Origin of the sequence: Ruminococcus intestinalis (assembly GCF_014288065.1) — a bacterium.
GTDB classification, from domain to species: domain Bacteria; phylum Bacillota; class Clostridia; order Oscillospirales; family Acutalibacteraceae; genus Ruminococcoides; species Ruminococcoides intestinale_A.
Map to the genome: position 1 here is coordinate 230,536 of NZ_JACOPS010000003.1, position 17,326 is coordinate 247,861.

17 protein-coding genes are annotated in these 17,326 nt (G+C 40.6%); 14 read left to right on the plus strand and 3 right to left on the minus strand.

Annotated features, from left to right (window positions below; genetic code table 11):
• Window positions 1-37: 37 nt before the first annotated feature.
• The 3 genes from H8R91_RS08000 to H8R91_RS08010 are packed head-to-tail and all read right to left on the minus strand — an operon-like array spanning window position 38 to window position 3,077.
• Window positions 38-1,003 (minus strand): M23 family metallopeptidase, encoded by a 966-nt coding sequence (locus tag H8R91_RS08000; RefSeq protein ID WP_186935561.1) that lies wholly within the window; start codon window positions 1,001-1,003, stop codon window positions 38-40.
• Window positions 1,004-1,042: 39 nt separating this feature from the next.
• On the minus strand, window positions 1,043-1,741 hold the full coding sequence (locus H8R91_RS08005) for a bis(5'-nucleosyl)-tetraphosphatase (protein ID WP_022234695.1): 699 nt from the start codon (window positions 1,739-1,741) through the stop codon (window positions 1,043-1,045).
• 40 nt (window positions 1,742-1,781) lie between these two features.
• Window positions 1,782-3,077, minus strand: a complete 1,296-nt coding sequence (locus H8R91_RS08010) for a DHHW family protein (protein WP_186935562.1) — start codon at window positions 3,075-3,077, stop codon at window positions 1,782-1,784.
• Window positions 3,078-3,351: 274 nt separating this feature from the next.
• On the opposite strand from H8R91_RS08010, the gene H8R91_RS08015 reads away from it, so the two are divergent.
• The 14 genes from H8R91_RS08015 to H8R91_RS08080 all read left to right on the plus strand — a co-directional run bounded on the left by H8R91_RS08015 (window position 3,352) and on the right by H8R91_RS08080 (window position 17,324).
• Complete coding sequence (locus H8R91_RS08015; RefSeq protein ID WP_022234693.1) at window positions 3,352-4,116, plus strand: type III pantothenate kinase; 765 nt, start codon at window positions 3,352-3,354, stop codon at window positions 4,114-4,116.
• Between the two features lie 521 nt (window positions 4,117-4,637).
• Window positions 4,638-5,357 (plus strand): YveK family protein, encoded by a 720-nt coding sequence (locus H8R91_RS08020; RefSeq protein WP_186935564.1) that lies wholly within the window; start codon window positions 4,638-4,640, stop codon window positions 5,355-5,357.
• Window positions 5,358-5,376: 19 nt separating this feature from the next.
• Window positions 5,377-6,093 (plus strand): CpsD/CapB family tyrosine-protein kinase, encoded by a 717-nt coding sequence (locus H8R91_RS08025; RefSeq protein ID WP_186935566.1) that lies wholly within the window; start codon window positions 5,377-5,379, stop codon window positions 6,091-6,093.
• An 89-nt stretch (window positions 6,094-6,182) separates the two neighbouring features.
• Window positions 6,183-6,857: a sugar transferase gene (locus H8R91_RS08030; RefSeq protein WP_186935568.1), complete on the plus strand. Its 675-nt coding sequence runs from the start codon at window positions 6,183-6,185 to the stop codon at window positions 6,855-6,857.
• A gap of 12 nt (window positions 6,858-6,869) precedes the next feature.
• The gene (gene rfbF, locus H8R91_RS08035) at window positions 6,870-7,649 is read left to right on the plus strand and encodes a glucose-1-phosphate cytidylyltransferase (RefSeq protein ID WP_186935570.1); all 780 of its coding nucleotides are present in this window, start codon (window positions 6,870-6,872) and stop codon (window positions 7,647-7,649) included.
• Window positions 7,637-8,704 carry a CDP-glucose 4,6-dehydratase gene (rfbG, locus tag H8R91_RS08040; protein ID WP_186935571.1) on the plus strand — a complete coding sequence of 356 codons (1,068 nt, stop codon included), beginning with the start codon at window positions 7,637-7,639 and terminating at the stop codon, window positions 8,702-8,704. The genes rfbF and rfbG overlap by 13 nt, the downstream gene beginning before the upstream one ends.
• 28 nt (window positions 8,705-8,732) lie before the next feature.
• Window positions 8,733-9,653: an NAD-dependent epimerase/dehydratase family protein gene (locus tag H8R91_RS08045; RefSeq protein WP_186935573.1), complete on the plus strand. Its 921-nt coding sequence runs from the start codon at window positions 8,733-8,735 to the stop codon at window positions 9,651-9,653.
• A 153-nt stretch (window positions 9,654-9,806) separates the two neighbouring features.
• On the plus strand, window positions 9,807-10,379 hold the full coding sequence (gene rfbC, locus H8R91_RS08050; RefSeq protein ID WP_186935574.1) for a dTDP-4-dehydrorhamnose 3,5-epimerase: 573 nt from the start codon (window positions 9,807-9,809) through the stop codon (window positions 10,377-10,379).
• Window positions 10,380-10,408: 29 nt separating this feature from the next.
• Window positions 10,409-11,437 (plus strand): glycosyltransferase family 8 protein, encoded by a 1,029-nt coding sequence (locus H8R91_RS08055; RefSeq protein WP_186935575.1) that lies wholly within the window; start codon window positions 10,409-10,411, stop codon window positions 11,435-11,437.
• Window positions 11,412-12,542, plus strand: coding sequence for a glycosyltransferase family 1 protein (locus H8R91_RS08060; protein WP_186935576.1), 1,131 nt, complete (start codon window positions 11,412-11,414; stop codon window positions 12,540-12,542). The genes H8R91_RS08055 and H8R91_RS08060 overlap by 26 nt, the downstream gene beginning before the upstream one ends.
• A 14-nt stretch (window positions 12,543-12,556) precedes the next feature.
• Window positions 12,557-13,660: a polysaccharide pyruvyl transferase family protein gene (locus H8R91_RS08065; protein WP_186935578.1), complete on the plus strand. Its 1,104-nt coding sequence runs from the start codon at window positions 12,557-12,559 to the stop codon at window positions 13,658-13,660.
• A gap of 1 nt (window position 13,661) precedes the next feature.
• Entirely contained in the window at window positions 13,662-14,828 is a 1,167-nt protein-coding gene (locus H8R91_RS08070; RefSeq protein WP_186935579.1) for a Coenzyme F420 hydrogenase/dehydrogenase, beta subunit C-terminal domain, read from the plus strand.
• 129 nt (window positions 14,829-14,957) lie between these two features.
• Window positions 14,958-16,130: a polysaccharide pyruvyl transferase family protein gene (locus H8R91_RS08075; RefSeq protein WP_186935581.1), complete on the plus strand. Its 1,173-nt coding sequence runs from the start codon at window positions 14,958-14,960 to the stop codon at window positions 16,128-16,130.
• A 3-nt stretch (window positions 16,131-16,133) separates the two neighbouring features.
• Window positions 16,134-17,324 (plus strand): Coenzyme F420 hydrogenase/dehydrogenase, beta subunit C-terminal domain, encoded by a 1,191-nt coding sequence (locus H8R91_RS08080; RefSeq protein ID WP_186935582.1) that lies wholly within the window; start codon window positions 16,134-16,136, stop codon window positions 17,322-17,324.
• Window positions 17,325-17,326: the final 2 nt, after the last annotated feature.

Sequence of the window (17,326 nt, forward strand, 5' to 3'; positions counted from 1 at the left end):
AAGCAAATATAATTGCTGTCCTCGAATTTTGGCATTATCAACTAATTTCTTTAAAAGAAAACTCTCTTTTAAACTCTTTTGTTTCACTGTTTCTGACGGTTGAGCTTTTATGCTGTTCAAGGGTACTTATGAGTGCGTACATATCCACCCATATTTCGTTGTCGCTTTCCTTTTGGCTTTCGTCAAAAACAAGCTCAAGCCCTATATGAAGATGGCTTTCGGTAATTCCGTTTATGTTTTCGGTATCGCTGTATCCTGTTCTGCCCACATAGCCTATAACATCGCCTGCCGTAACCGTATCGCCCTCCTTGAGGTTTTCGGCATACGGGCGGTTCTGCCGCAAATGCGCATAATACCAATACCTTTTATTGTCAAGCGAGCGTATGCCGATTCGCCAGCCGCCGTATCTGTTCCAGCCGAGACACTCTACCTTGCCCGATTCAACGGCTATAACGGGTGTGCCGACTGCCGACATCAGGTCGTGCCCCAAATGCGGTCTTGTGTATCCGAATGTCCGCTTTGCACCGAAGTCATCGTAATGCGAATACGGAAAAGTCTTTGCAATCGGCGAAAACCACCGCACTCCGTAGTCCTGCTTTATACTGCCGTCAGACTGTTCTTCCTCAAAATTTCCAACCATACCGTTCAGCACTGCCGTGTACACATTATAATAATATGTATAGTATTTCATATCTTTGGTAAGTTCGGCTATTGTTTTGCCGTCTTTCAGCTTTTCGCAGAGGTTATCCATATCGCTTTGCTTGTATTTTGAAAAATCGCCGCCGTATTTTGCGCCGAGGTACGATAAAATTTCTATATAATTCAGTTTGGTATCTTCCGACTGTGAAGAAACATCGTAACTGACGGCTTTTTGCAGAGCGTCTGCCGTAACATTAAATTCCGCATACTTTATAAAATTACCGGTTTCCTTTCCGCCGACAATCGTCATAACCGAACAGGCAAGCACAAAAGCAGAAATAAGCAATAAAATAATCCGTTTCATATATAATCACCCGATTATATATATGAAACGGATTTCAAATTAATTTCTCATTAAATGTATTGCGGTTTCGGCTTTTTCTATAATTCTTAAATCGTTGTCATATGTGCAAAGTTTTCGTGCCTGCTGAAGGTCAACCCAGATGTAACTGTCGATTTCTTCTTCCTGAATTTTTACGCTGTCGGTAAACGCCTGTGCAAGGAAGAACACTACCCGCTTGCGAATTTTGCCGAACGGGCAATACTCGCTGATTTCTCTAAATCCCTTTGCAAGGGTAACATCAAGCCCTGTTTCCTCTTTGATTTCTCTCAAAGCGGTTTCCTGCTCGTTTTCGTCGTTTTCTATATGACCTTTCGGAAAACTCCAATATCTGCCGTTGCTGTTCTTCACAAGCAATACCTTTGTATTCTGCTTGTTGCGGTAAAAAATCACCGCACCGCAGGATTTTTCGTAAAGACAGCTTATACTCTCCACTTTTACATTACGCAAGCGGGCAAGTATTTTTTTAAGCTCCGGCTCGTAATAAATCTCTCCGTACGGAGCGACTATGAATTTATCGCCCTTGAGTCCCTCAAATTTGGCAACGGCAATAACCACACCGTCAAAGTATTCTTCAACTCTGTCCTTGCGTGTAACAAGATAAGCGCTTTTGTTTGAAAAGGAATTGCCCGAAACATAGGCGGAGAAAAAACCTTTTCCGACCTTGCCAAACACATTTACTCTTACATTTTCCGCAAGCATTGCCGCTGCCTCCTTTCTTAATTCAAATAAAAATCAACAATTAATTCAGTAAGCCGTCCATACTGTCGAGCTGTACCTGAGTATTTGCACTCATAATGCCGTTGAGGTAAAGAACCTCTGTAATGCCGTTCTGCTTGCAGTAGTCTGCAAGATTCTGTCCGAAATATCTGAAATCTATAATATGAACTTCGGAATAATTATTTGTAAGATACGGTGAGAATGCGTTGCCGTAGCTTTCTTTGACAACGGCAATCTTCTTGCCCGTACCGTTTTCGGAATCGGAATGTAAAACCGTGAGCGGATTGTCGCCCATAATAAATAAACTGTATGTATTTGAACCCGCCTCCGCATACTGATAATAAGGCGAATCGTAGTTTGATGTAGTGCCGTTTGAATCCGTAACATCCATTGTAACATTATAAGGGAATGTCCAATAGCTTACGGTATCGGTTGTAAGTCCGTCATTTGTGTTTGCAAACGAACCCGTAAAGCCCTCAATTTTATTTTCCGTGCAAGTGCTTAAATCAAGAACAGCCTGATTTGTTGCCTCCGCAAACGCTGTATATGCGTAATATGCGCCAAGTCCTGTCCAGTGGTGGTCGGAATTGTAATAAACATATTCGTTGCAGTGCTCGGCAATTTTGTTGTAAGCATTTATCGGTGTTACAGAGCTGTTTAGCTTTGAATAAATCTGCTTGATGTTCTCTGCCTGTGAATCCGACGGAGCGGAGCTGTTTTTAAGTCTTTGCGGAAGTCCCATTTCCGTATGGTTGGGAACAACCATATTGTAAACCTTAATTCCGCTTAACTTCTGCTGATAGCTGTTGATTGAATCGGCATAAAGCTGTGCTCTGTATTCATCGCCGCCGAAAAGCTCATATGCGGCGCCGTTCCAGATGTAAGCGTTTGTACCCATATATCCTGTTGTGTTATCGTCCTGAATATTAGGCGTAACAAAATTAAGTGCCGCTGCGTTTGCTGCTTGTGTTGCGGGTTGAGTGGTTGCTGCCTGTGTAGGAGGTATTGTTTTATCGGAATTATTGTCAACTTTTTTGTCCGAACCGGTACAGGCTCTGAACATTGAAGAAATCATTGTGATTATAAGTATTAATATAAGTATTCCAACACTTACAATAATAATGCGGTTTCTAAGTCTTCTGCTGAATCTTTTTCTTTTAGGCGGCTTGCGATGCACATTATTTCGATTATTAGGTACAGGCCCTCTGCCGTTTTGCGGCGGTCTGTTCATCGGCTGACGGTATTCTCTCCTGTATTGACTGCGTTGAGCCGCAACTCTGTCGTCATCAAAATAGTCTAAGTTGTATTTATCTGCCATATATACACTCTCCCGTCTTAAAAAAAGCAACAGATAATTAAACGCTGTTTTCTCATTATATCATTATATTAATTAAAGCATATTTTATTATACAACATCTTTAGTCTAAAAACAATACAATTTTTCATTTTTCGAGTAAATCCGCAAATGCGGCAAATATTTACATCCATAAGCAAAACAGATTTAAAAATAGAGTTGAAACAAAAGGAAAAATACGATATAATTTAGAGTTGCAGGATGTTTTTTTCCAAGCAATTACAATGAGGTGATATTTATGTTGCTATGCACGGATGTGGGCAATACAAATATAAAATTTGCACTTTACAAAGGTGAAAAACTGCTTATGAAGTTAAGATTTTCCACTAATCGCAGTAAAACCGCCGACGATTACGCTGTTGACCTTTATACTATATTCAGAATAAACAATGTTGATGTAAACGAAATTAACGGCTCAATAATCTCAAGCGTAGTACCCATAGTAACCGATCTGCTCGGAAAAGCTATTTTTACTGTGGCAAATGTAGAAAGTTTGGTTGTCGGACCGGGCATTAAAACAGGTCTTGACATTCGCCTTGACAACCCCGGCGCCGTAGGCTCGGACATTGTATGTATGTGCGTTGCTTTAAAAGAACAGTACCCCTGCCCGGTAATCGTAATCGGAATGGGCACTGCCACAACCATTCTTTATATGAACGAGCACAAGGCTTATTGCGGCGGAGTTATTTTGCCGGGTGTGCAGATTTCACTTGACGCACTTACCGCAAAATGCGCACTTTTGCCGTCGGTCAGTTTTTCTGCGCCGCAAAAGGCAATAGGAACAAATACTGCCGACTGTATACGCAGCGGCATAATTTACGGCAATGCCGCAATGATTGACGGCGTAATCGACCGCTTTGAAGCGGAAACGGGTCACAAATGCACTCTTGTTGCAACAGGCGGATTTGCACCGCACATTGTAAAGTTCTGCAAAAAAGACATTACCGTAAACGACGACCTTGTACTCGAGGGATTAAGACTTATATACGAAAAGAATCTGTAATTATTCGATTTTCAATAATATACAATTTTGTTTTAAACTGCATATCTGTTTGTGCACCCTTTTGAATTATTGCATCAAAAGGGTGTTTTTATTATTCCTTTTATAAATTTGTATTTGATGTTCACATCATTTTTACTAAAAAAGCAAACTCGTTAAACACATACAATTTTGTATGTGTAGAAATTTTGCTGATAAACATTTTTGTTTTTGTATAATTTTATTTATTAGTGTGGCGGTTATTTGTTTTTTGTTTCAAAAATATATACATAATTACCAAATAATAAAATTTTGCATTTTTTAATTTAACAAATATAACAAAGGTTTTGTTATATTTGTACAAAATTCTCTTATTCGCATATAAAATCGTCAAATTTACCGCTTTTAGCAGTATTGATTTTTAAGTTGTTTTCAAATATAATAGTAATGTTATATTTTGAATAATTATCGGCTTTTATGTTGATTATTGCAACTGCGAAAATGCATTTGCGTTTGCCGTAAAAGCTGGGAGGAGAATCATTTTAATGGAAATATCGTTTAAGGACATAACAAGAATTATCAAGAAAAATATAGTTTTCATCATAGTTGTATCTCTTTTGTTCGCAACTGTATCGTTTTTTATAACAACATTTTTTATTCCGAAAACATACACATCAAACCTCAAGCTTTATGTTGAAACAAACTACAAAACCTCAACCGCCGCAGAGGACTATCAGAGTGTAAACTACGCTAAAAACCTTGTACTTACATATATCGAACTTCTCGATTCCAATACATTCTACAGCGAAGTTTCAAAAACTCTCAACGAAAAATACACTGCATCACAGCTTAAATCAATGATTAGTTTCGAAAGCATTGAAAACACAGAGGTATTCAAAGCAATTGTTACATCTTCAAGTCCGTATGAGGCGAAAAATATAGGCGATGCCATTGCTAAGACCGCACCTGATACAATCGCAAATGTTAAGGACAATGCAAAACTCAAAATTGTTGATGAGGCAACTGTTCCGAAGAATCCCACATCACCTAATGTAACAAAAAATGTTCTTATTGCATTTGCCGCAGGTCTTATAATTTCACTTATTATTTCGTTTGTTCGTGACTTCCTTGATGTTAAAATCAAATACAACGAAGAAATGACTACAATTCTCGGACTTCCTATACTTGCCGCAATTCCTGATTTTGAATATTTTTCAAATCCGAAAAACGCAAGCAAAGCAGACCGTTACGGATACGGCAGATAATTTAAAGGAGTAACAAAAGATGAAGAAAAACAAAGCAATTGATCGTTCAATAGATACCGATGTTCTCGGCTTTCAGGTTCGTGAATCTTACAAGGCGGCAAGAACAAATATAGCTTATTCAATTCTCAAAAAAGGCTGCAAAAAGGTAGCTTTTACATCATCTACAAAAAGCGAGGGCAAAACAGTAACCTCTATCAATGTTGCGTCGGCACTTGCTCAGCAGGTTGCCACCAAGGTGCTTGTAGTTGAGTGCGACCTTCGCCGTCCGAGAGTAAACACAGCACTTAAAATTGAGCCTACACCCGGTCTTACAAACTATCTTAATGACGAGTGTTCGCTTGAGGACATTATAAAGGACACTAAGATTGACAACCTCAAGGCGATTGCCTACGGCGCAATTCCTCCTAACCCGTCCGAGCTGCTTGCGAGTGAGGCTATGGCTGACCTTATCAAGACGGCTGAAAAAGAGTACGACTACATTATTTTTGACACACCGCCTGTCGGCATCGTAATCGATGCAGTTCCGATTCTTAAGGCAGCGGACGGTGTTGTAATTGTTGCAAGAAACAACTCAACTACATATCCCGAGCTTGCAAAAACCGTAGAAACAGTCGAGCGTACAGATGCAAAAATCATCGGAGTTATTCTTAACAGAGTTAAACCGCAGGAAACAAGAAAAGGCAAGGGTTACTACTCAAGATACGGCGGATATTACAGCAGTTCAACCAAAGACTAATCTTTAATACTTCAGAGCAATTTTATTTAATTACACAGGTAATTAATTGGGTATGATAAAAATTTACGGAGGATAAAACGGAAGCAATTATGGGAAAAGCAAATATTACCGACACATCGAAAGCGGCAGCATCAAACACACATTCAGTTAAGCCGAAACCGATTTACGATTTTGTAAAGCGTGTTTTCGATATTGTATGTTCACTCATCGGTTTGATTGTTCTTTCACCTGTTTTTATCATTCTTTCCATACTTATAAAAACCACAAGCGAAGGTCCTGCTTTCTTTGCGCACAAGCGTGTCGGCAAAGGCGGCAAAACAATAAAAATCTATAAGTTCAGAAGTATGGTAACAAATGCGGAAGAACTTATAAAGCAGTTCACACCCGAACAAAAAGCCGAATACGAAAAAAACTTTAAGCTTGAAAACGACCCTCGAGTTACAAAAGTAGGAAAATTTATGAGAAAAACAAGTCTTGACGAGCTTCCACAGCTTATTAACATTCTTAAGGGCGATATTTCTGTTGTAGGCCCTCGCCCCGTTATGGATGTTGAAACTAAAATTTACGGTAACTACCGTGATATGCTGCTCAGCGTAAAGCCGGGTCTTACAGGATTTTGGGCTGCAAACGGTAGAAGCGCCACTACATACACACGCAGAAGAGCTATGGAAATTTACTATGTAAAGAACCGTTCCGTATTACTTGATTTAAAAATAATTTTCAAAACATTTATTTCTGTATTTAAGCGTGTAGGTGCGGTTTAAGGAGGAAAAGCAATGAAAGCTGTATTACTTGCAGGTGGCTTTGGAACAAGAATTTCCGAAGAATCGCAGTTCAAGCCAAAGCCTATGGTTGAAATAGGCGGTATGCCGATTTTGTGGCATATTATGAAACTTTATTCATATTACGGAGTAAACGAATTTATTATATGCGCAGGATACAAACAGCATGTAATTAAAGAATGGTTTGCGGATTATTTTCTGCATACTTCGGACATAACATTTGATTTTACACAGGACGATAAAATAATCGTACATAACAAAAGGGCCGAACAGTGGAAGGTCACGGTTGTTGATACGGGACTTAACACAATGACAGGCGGTCGACTTAAGAGAGTGCGTGGCTTTATAGGCGATGAACCTTTCTTTATGACATACGGTGACGGTGTGTCTGATGTCGATATTAATGCTCTTTATGAATTTCACAAGAAGAACGGCAGACTTGCAACTATGTCGGCGGTAAAACCCGAGAGCCGTTTCGGCGTGCTTGACCTTTCAAGCGAAAACGAGGTTAAGGCATTCCGTGAAAAAAGCGACATTGACTCCGGTTGGATAAACGCAGGATTTATGGTGCTCGAACCAAAGGTGCTCGACTATGTAAAAGACGATACAATTATGTTTGAGCGTGAGCCTATGGAACAGCTTGCAAAAGAAGGTCAGATTATGTGCTGGAAACACAACGGTTTCTGGCAGTGTATGGACACTCTTCGTGACAAAGAAAAGCTCGAAAAACTCTGGAGCACAAACAAAGCACCGTGGAAGGTATGGAAAGATTAATGCTTAATTTTTATAAAGGTAAAAGAGTATTTGTAACAGGTCACACAGGATTTAAGGGCAGTTGGCTTTGCAAAATCCTTGCAAATGCGGGCGCACAGGTTACCGGTTACTCTCTTAACCCACCTACAAACCCGAATTTATTTGAAATTGCAAATATCGAAGGCGACATTAAATCCGTTATCGGCGATATTCGTGATTTTGATTTACTTAAAAAGACATTTGACGAGGCACAGCCTGAGATTGTTCTCCATCTTGCGGCACAGCCGATTGTGCGTGACAGCTACAAGATGCCTGCCTATACATACGAAACAAATGTAATGGGCACTGTAAACATTCTTGAATGTGTAAGACAGTCGGACTGCGTAAAATCATTCCTCAATGTAACAACCGACAAGGTTTACGAAAATAAGGAGTGGCAATGGGGCTACCGTGAAAACGAGCCGCTCGACGGCTTTGACCCGTATTCAAACAGCAAAAGCTGTTCGGAGCTTGTAACTCACAGCTATAAAAACTCATTCTTTGCCGACGGCAGAGTTGCGATTTCGACTGCAAGAGCCGGCAATGTAATCGGCGGCGGCGATTTTGCAAACGACAGAATTATTCCGGACTGCGTTCGTGCACTTGAAAAAGGCGAAGATATAATCGTTCGTAATCCTCATTCAACAAGACCGTATCAGCATGTGCTTGAACCGCTGTTTGCGTATCTTATGATTGCAAAGGCTCAGTATGAGGACATAAAATTTGCCGACTACTACAATGTAGGCCCTGATGAGTGCGACTGCGTTACTACAGGCGAGCTTGTTGACTTGTTTGTAAAGTACGCCGACAGCAAAATCAATTGGATAAACAAAAGTGAGAAAAATGCCGTACACGAAGCGAATTTCTTAAAACTTGACTGTTCAAAACTCAAGGCTGTATTTGGCTGGAAACCGCATTGGCATGTAACCGAGGCCGTTGAAAAAACTGTTGAATGGTCACGCTGTTATATGGAAAAAGGCGATGTCAGAAAATGTATGGACAAACAGATTGAGGAATTTTTAGCAAGCAGAATTTAAATATATCATCAACAAAAGAGGTTTAGTGATGAAAAAGGCGATTGTAACAGGCTCAAACGGCTTTGTCGGCTCAAATGTATGCAAAAGACTTTGCGCTGACGGAGTTAAGGTTTATGCCGTTGTAAAAGATAAAAACGAAAAAATCAATAACATAAAAAAACTTGACGGTATTGAAATTGTGTACTGCGAGCTTGATGAAATTGAAACTCTCTTTGACAAGATTTCGGACAGAGATGTTGATGTTTTCTACCACTTTGCGTGGGTAGGCTCGGCAGGCCCGTTAAGATGCGACGAGAACATTCAGCTGCAAAACGCACTTTGGACAGCTCGTGCGCTCAGAACAGCCGACAAAATGCAGTGCAAAAAGTTTGTAAACGCAGGTTCTATTATGGAAAAAGAAACCTACACAGCCGTTTACACACAGGAAAGCAAACCCGGCTTGCCGTACATTTACGGTGCAGGCAAGCTCATTGCCCGTTCTATCTGCAAGCCGATTGCAAACAGCCTTGACATAGACCTTTGCTGGGCGGTAATTACCAACGCTTACGGCGCAGGCGAGTTTTCGCCACGCTTTGTAAACTCTACAATCCGTAAAATCATCGCAGGCGAACCTTTACAGTTTACAGCCGCAACACAGAACTACGATTTCATTTATATAGACGATGTTGCAAGAGCCTTTGAGGCGATCGGCGAATACGGCATCGCAAACAAAGAGTACACAATAGGCAGTGGCAACGCAAGACCGCTTAAGGAGTTCATTCTTGAAATGCAGAATGAGCTTGCACCCGACGCAAAACCGATTTTCGGCGATGTACCGTTTACAGGTGTAAATATGCCACTTGAAGCATTTGATACAACCGACATAGAAACCGACTGCCACTTCAAACCTGAGATTTCCTTTGCAGAGGGCACAAGGCTTACTATGGAGAGGATAAAGTCTGTTGACTAAAAATATCAGGGCGAAATTTATCTTTCGCCCTTTATATTCGTAACACTATTTGCATACTCTGTTCTAAATGTGGTGTAGCATTAATACACACTTTCAGTTAAATTATTAAATAATAAATTTTTAATCTAAACAAGATTAAGGAGATTTATATATATGATTCAGAAATTTGAATTTTGCAAAACAGATTTTGAAGGCGCATATCTTATAAAGCCTTTCTGCGCAACAGATATAAGAGGCGCATTTATTAAGGATTATTCTAAGGAAGTTTTCGAGGCAAACGGCCTTGAGCACAACCTTGCGGAAGTTTTCTATACAGTATCTCACAAGGGTGTTATCCGTGCTCTCCATTTTCAGCGTGTGCACGAGCAGGCAAAACTTGTAAGATGCATTAAAGGTAAGGTTTTTGATGTTATAGTTGACCTTCGCCCCGACTCACCTACTTTCAAAAAATGGCAGGGATTTTATCTTTCGGAAGAAAATATGAACGAACTTTATGTTCCCGAACATTTTGCACACGGCTATCTTGTACTTGAACCGTCCGTTGTTTCATACAAGTGCGGCGAAAAATTCTACGGTGAATATGATGACGGCATTATGTACAACGACCCTGACTTCGGTGTTGAATGGCCGTTTGACGAAATCGGCGGTATTGAAAATCTTATTCTTGCCGACAAAGACAAAAATCTTCAGTCATTCAAAGAATTTGAGGAAAAGTATCTTAAATAATTAATCGGCATTTACTTACGGAGGGTATAATGAACATAGTTTACTCAAGCTCTGACAGCTACGCACCTATAGCGGGCGTATCGCTTTACTCACTGCTAAAAAACAATAAGCAGTGCAAAGAGCTTAGTGTTTTTATAATTGACAACAATATCAGTGAAAAAAATAAAGAAAAATTCACAACGCTTTGCGCTGAATTTAACAGACCGCTGTACTTTGTGCCGATTGCAGACATTGAAAAACTTACAGGCACAAGTATTGACATAGGCAGATGGAACATCAGCACATTCGGCAGACTTTTTGAGGCAAGTCTCCTCCCCGAATGGGTAGAAAAGGTTATCCATGTTGACTGCGATACAATGATAATGTCATCGCTTGAGCCGTTGTGGAACACAGATATGACAGGCAAAACCGTTGCCGGTGCGCTTGAGTGCATAGGCGACAACTACAAAACAGAAATCGGTCTTAAACCCGAAGACACCTATATTAACGCAGGCAACATTATGCTCAACCTCAAAAAAATCAGAGAGGACGGCACAGAAGAAAAATTTAAGAAATACATTTCCGCACATTCTCAACTTTCTTTTGTTGACCAGGCAGTGCTCAACGCTTGCGTTCCGAGCAGTGAAAAACTCATTGTACCACTTGAATACAACGCATATTCAATGGTTTATTATGTTAAATACAAAAACCTTAAAAAGGTAAAGAGAGTAACCTCATACTACAGCGAAAACGAGGTTGCCCATGCAATCAAAAATCCATGTATTGTTCACTTTACCACCTGCTTTATGGACGGTACCCGTCCGTGGATGGAAAACAACTTCCACCCTATGCTTGACAAATACCTTAATTTCAAGAGTGAGTCGCCATGGGCGGACGAGCCTCTTTGGAAAGACCCACGAAACAAGGTAAAGAAAACCGCATATAAAATGTTTACGGTTTTACCGGAGAGTTTTGTGACAAGCTCAATCGGCCTTGTGCACGGAGTTCTTATCCCTATGAAAAACAAACGCAAAAATAAAGCAGAGGTAAAATATGGAGCCAATCAGAGTTTTACATAACATAGTTTTAATGGATACAGGCGGAATCGAAACGCTTGTAATGAATTTATACAGACACATTGACAGAGAACAGCTTTTATTTGACTTTCTCGTTCACCGTCCGCAAGAGGGCTTTTACGAGCCTGAAATCAAAAGCTACGGCGGCAAAATTTTCCGCACACAGCCTTTTAATCCGCTCAAAACGGCAGGATTTAAAAGAGAATGTATGGAAGTTTTTGAAAATCATCCAGAATACAAGGTTCTTCACGCTCATCAGGAGTTGAACCTCTGGCCGCTCGAATACGCTCACAAGGCAGGCATTCCCACAAGAATTGCCCACAGCCACAACGCTAAGACGGTTGTAAATTTAAAATATTTCTTCTTCCGCTACGAAAAACTTTTCATTAAAAAGCATTGTACGGATATGTTTATGTGCTCAACTCCCGCCGGAGAATGGAGCTTTGGCAAAAAGGCCGTTGCAGACGGTAAGGTTCGTTTTATAAAGAACGGTATTGAAACCGACCGCTTTAAATTTGACGAAAAGACAAGAAGAGAAGTTCGTGAAGAACTCGGTGTGGGCGACAAGACGGTAATCGGTCATGTGGGCAGATTTATGCAGCAGAAGAACCATACTTTCCTGCTTGAAATATTTAGTGTTATTCACAAAAAGAATCCTAACACCGTACTTGCTCTCTGCGGCGAGGGCAGACTTGAGGACGAAATCCGTCAAAAGGCAAAGGAACTGAACATTGACGACAGCGTAATCTTCCTTGGCGTGCGCAAAGACACAAACAGAGTTTATCAGGCATACGATATGTTCCTCTTCCCGTCTTTGTGGGAGGGACTTCCGCTTACAGGAATTGAGGCGCAGACAGCAGGCTTGCCTGTACTTATGAGTGATGTAATCACTCCCGAAACTATCGTAACCGACAATGTAACTACATTTTCACTTGCAAATACAGCGGAGCAGTGGGCGGATAAAGCGCTCGACATTCTTTCGTCATATAAAAGAACAGACTGCCAAAGTCAGGTTGTAAAAGCAGGCTTTGACATTCAGGAAACAGCCGATTGGCTGCAAAATTTTTACATTGAAAGAACCTTACAGGCACGCAAAGCAGAAAAATAATTGAGGAAACAACAATGAAAGTTGCTTTTATTACAAGACACACACCGTCAAACTACGGCTCGGTGCTGCAGACATTTGCCACACAAAAGGCAATTGAGGCACTCGGTCACGAGGCAGTGTGTATAAATTACATAAGAACAGACGAACTTCCCGAAAATCAGGCTAAAACCCACCTTGCCGTTTCAAGATGGAATAAAAATGCAGCTACAAGGCTTTTGTACAAGGTAACGCAAAAGCCTGTATTTGACGCCGCAACAAAACGCTTTGATGTTTACAGAAGCAATATGCTGAAACTCACAGACGAGGTATGGAACACTCCCGAGCAGCTTGCCGAAAATTTGCCAAAGGCTGATATTTATATGACAGGCAGTGACCAGGTGTGGAATACCGTGGGTACAGGTGTTATCGACCCTGCATATTTTCTTTCTTTTGTACCCGATGACAAAAAGAAAATTGCTTATGCAGGCTGTTTCGGCACAAAAACCGTGCGTGACGAGGACAGAGATAACATTATAAAGTGGCTCAAACGCTATGACCACATCACAATTCGTGAAAAAAGCGGTGTGGAACTTGCAAAATCTCTCGGTGTGGATGCCGAGCAGGTGCTTGACCCAACATTTTTAATGACACCGCAGAATTGGCTTGATACTCTTCCAAAAAAAGAGAAAAAGGAAAGCTATGTTCTTGTGTATCAACTGCACCCAAATAAAGAATTTCAGACATATTCAAAGGAATTTGCAAAACGAAAAAATATGAAACTTATAAGGGTAAACCCTTATTTTCACCATATATTCAAGCCGGGCAAGTTTGTATTTTGCCCGCCTGTTGAGGAATTTTTGTGGTATATAAAAAATGCCGACTATTTCCTTACTGATTCATTCCACGGCACTTCGTTTGCCATAGGTCTGAACACTCAATTTGTTGATGTTCTGCCAAATGTTTACAGCGAACGCAACAGAAGTATTCTTGCAACCGCAGGACTTGAGGACAGAATACTTATGAGCTACGATGATTTTAAAATTGCCGACACTCCTATTGACTTTACTGCGGTTAATCAAAAAATCAATGCGGAACGCACCCGTTCTGCCGAAATTCTCAAGAAAATAATCGAGGAATAATATGAACAATATAAGCATACTCGGCAATGACTGTTGCGGTTGTACTGCGTGCGAACAGATTTGCCCCAAAAAATGCATTACCTTTAAGGAAAACAACGAGGGATTTATGTATCCCGTTGTAGATGAGAGCGTGTGCGTAAACTGCGGTGCGTGCGTTAAGCATTGCCCTGTTATGACCACTCCCCACTCTGACGGTGTGCAAAATGTTTATGCGTCAAAATATTGTGACACGCAAAAGGCCAAAGAAAGCACTTCTGGCGGTATTTTTATTCCGCTTGCAAAGAGCACTCTTGAAAAGGGCGGAGTTGTTTTTGGCTGTGCATATGACGAAAACCTTGTTGCAAGACACATTGCCGTTGAAAAAGAGGCTGACTTGCACAAGCTGCAAGGTTCAAAATATGTTCAGAGCGACCTTTCCGGCATTTACAGCCGTGTAAAAAGTGAATTAAAAGGCGGCAGAAATGTACTTTTCAGCGGTACAGGCTGTCAGGTTGCAGGTCTGCGTTCTTTCCTCGGCAAGGATTTTGATAATCTCATAACCGTTGACATTGTGTGCCACGGTGTGCCAAGCCCAAAACTTTTTGAAAAATACCTTTGCTACCTCGGCAACAAACTCGGCGAGCCTGTAAAAAGCTACAATTTCAGAAGTAAAAAGCGCCACGGCTGGGGTTTGTTTTATGAAGTTGAAACCGATAATATCGGCAAAGGCGGAAGCGGATTTGACGACCCATACTACAACGCTTTTCTTAACTGCAAAACCTATCGTGAGGGCTGCTACAACTGTCGCTTTGCAAACTGCGACCGACAGGGTGATATAACACTTGCCGACTTTTGGGGAATTGAATACATAAATCCGTCGTTTTATTCGGAAAACGGAGTTTCACTCGTCCTTGTAAATACAGACAAGGGCAAAAGACTCTGGAAATCCCTTGAAAACTGCATTGAAAGCGTTGATTCCACCGTTGAGCAGGCAGTACAAATGAACAAAAACCTGTCCTCTCCATCTCACCGCCCCGAATGCAGAGATACAATTTACGACGGCTTTGACGGAGATTTTGACAGCTATGTAATGCAAAAGCTGTATGTAAAACCGAGTTTAAAAAGAAAATTAAAGTCGCTTGTTCCTGTTTCGCTTAAAGGCAGAATCAAGCATATGTTAAAAAAATAAAAGTTTGGTTGACCTAAATTTTTTAATTATTTCGCTTAACTTGTGCGATAAACCATAATTTATTAATGTTACCCAACATAATAAAACTGAAAAAGCAATATAAGCAACATTGAAATTTGGAGTATATATATGAAAAAGAAAATCGGACTTTGCTGCTGTTACAAACAGCGCAACTACGGCAGTCAGCTGCAAAGCTATGCAACTACCGTAGAAATGAAAAACAGAGGAATTGACTGCGAGGTAATTCAGTATAAAAAGAAATTCACACTTAAATTTATGCGTGAAGCAAAAATCTGGACGCTGTTTTTCAACCGTATTCTTATCAGTGAAAGAATTTTACGCTACAAAAAGCGTTTTATTTTAATGTTCCACAAAGATGTAAAGCATCAGAACGATGTGCGCAACACAAAACTTGCGCAGTTCTCAAAGGAACGCTTTACAAATCTTTCAAAACCTTGCATAGGTCACGACGAACTTGAGGCACTCGGTGCGTCATATGACGGAGTTTTTGTAGGTTCTGACCAGCTTTGGAGTCCGGGCGGAATCAACGGCAACTTTCACAACCTTATGTTTGTTCCTGACAATGTTCCAAAGTTTTCATATGCCGCAAGTTTCGGCGTTTCTGAAATTCCAAAGGGACAGCAAAAACTTTACAAAACATTTTTAAGCCGCTTAAACTACATAAGCGTAAGAGAAAATGCAGGTCAAAAAATCGTCAAGGAGCTTACGGGCAGAGATGCACAGGTTGTAGCCGACCCTGTAATGCTGCTCACCAGAGAACAGTGGGACGAAGAAATCAAGTTTAAGAGAATGTACGATCAGCCGTATATATTCGCATATTTTCTCGGCAAAAGCGAAGAAAACAGAGAGCAGGCAAAAAAACTTGCCGAGCTTACAGGTCTTAAAATCGTTACCGTTCACCATATGGATACCTACAACAAGGCAGATGTCGGATTTGGCGATTATGCTCCGTTTGAGGTTGGTCCGGAAGAATTCCTCAACCTTATAAGAGGCGCAGAGTATGTATGTACCGACTCTTTCCACGGCTCGGTATTCTCTATGATTTATCACAAAAAACTTATGATTTTCAAGCGCTATGCCGATTCGTCAAAGACATCAAAGAACTCAAGAATATACAGCATCTGCGAGAACCTCGGCGTTACACACAGAATGTTTGACGGCAATAATCTTAACACAATCACAGACGAAATCGACTATGACGGCGTTGACAGCCGTATAGAAAAAATCCGCAGCGAATCCAAGGCTTACCTTGACAAAGCACTTGCATTCTATTGGGAGTAAATTATGATTAATATTGATAATAACAACAAAAAGGACTGTTGCGGTTGTACCGCCTGCAGCAGTGTCTGCCCGAAAAGCTGCATAACAATGACAGAGGACAACGAGGGCTTCTTCTACCCTGTTGTAGATGGGAACAGCTGTATAAACTGTGGCTTATGCGAAAAAGTCTGCCCTGTAAAAAAAGAAATATCGCAGGACAGCATACAGCAAGCCTTTGTTTCACGAATCAATGACAAGGAAGTTCTTATGAACAGTTCGTCCGGCGGTGCTTTTACTGCGTTAAGCCGTTTTGCAATCAATAACGGCTACACAGTTTACGGCGGCGCATACAATGAATGTTTTGATGTTGTTCACGATAGCGCAAAAACAAATGAAGAAGCAGTAAAGTTCAGAGGCTCAAAGTATGTTCAGAGCTATATGGGCAATACATTTAAAAATATAAAAAAACAGCTTGACAAGGGTGACAAAGTTCTTTTTTCGGGTACACCCTGTCAGTGTGCCGGACTTGTGTCTTATCTCAGAAAGCCGTATGATAATCTTGTAACTGTGGATTTTGTATGTCATGCGGTTCCGTCGCCTAAAGTATGGAAATTATACCGTGATTATCTTACAAAAAAATACAAATCAAATATTAAAAGCGTAAATTTCAGAAGTAAGGTTTACGGCTACCATTGTTCTTCGATAAAAATAGATATGGAAAACGGCAAATCCCAGAAAATGGGACTTAATACCGATATGTTTCTTAAAAGTTTTTTCTTTAATGTATCGTGCCGTCCGTCCTGCTATGACTGCCACTTCAAAACAGTTGACAGAATGTGTGACATCACCGTGTTTGACTGCTGGAACATAACACGCTTTGTTCCTAACAAAAAGGACGATGACAAAGGATATTCTGCAGTTATAACACACAGTGAAAAAGGTGCAAAATTCTTTAAACAAGCGTCAACCTGTCTTGAAGTTTTTGACGCAGACCTTGACACTCTTATAAAATACGACGGAAAATATGCCGTAAAATCAATTGACTACACCCCAAAAAGAGAGGAATACTTTCGCCTTGTAAACGAGGGGCTTCCGATTGACGAAGTAACAAAGAGAGTTATTCCGATTAAAGCAAAAAATAAGCTTATGGGCAAAACAAAGGGCTTTTTACACGCAACAGGTCTTATGTCACTTGCACAAAAGCTGAAAAAATAAAT